Annotated in this window: 1 protein-coding gene; it reads left to right on the plus strand. The window is 52.8% G+C overall.

The features are described 5' to 3' along the window. Positions 1–33: 33 nt before the first annotated feature. Positions 34–271 (plus strand): RNA polymerase sigma factor (locus KZZ04_RS19330; RefSeq protein ID WP_368735905.1); only part of this gene is annotated, 238 nt, incomplete at its 3' end.

A 271-nucleotide genomic window follows, 5' to 3' on the forward strand; every position in this document is an offset into this window, starting at 1 on the left:
TATTTCGATAGCGTCTACCCTGAGGAAAAAATCGTGAATATCCCTATTGAAGCTTTAGCGCAGCTCGTTGGCGGCTCGCCTCAATTCATGCTCCAACTGACGGACGACCAGCAGAAGAAACTCAGGCGTTTTATTCATAAACGCGTACTCAACCCCGAAGATGCAGATGACATCCTGCAACTGACGTATCTGGAAGCCTGGCGCAACCGCGAGCGCTTCAGTGGTCAGGCCACCCTCAGCACCTGGATGTGCGGCATTGCGCAGAACCTGA

The organism is Pseudoalteromonas sp. CR1 (genome assembly GCF_019392235.1).
GTDB lineage: Bacteria > Pseudomonadota > Gammaproteobacteria > Enterobacterales > Alteromonadaceae > Pseudoalteromonas.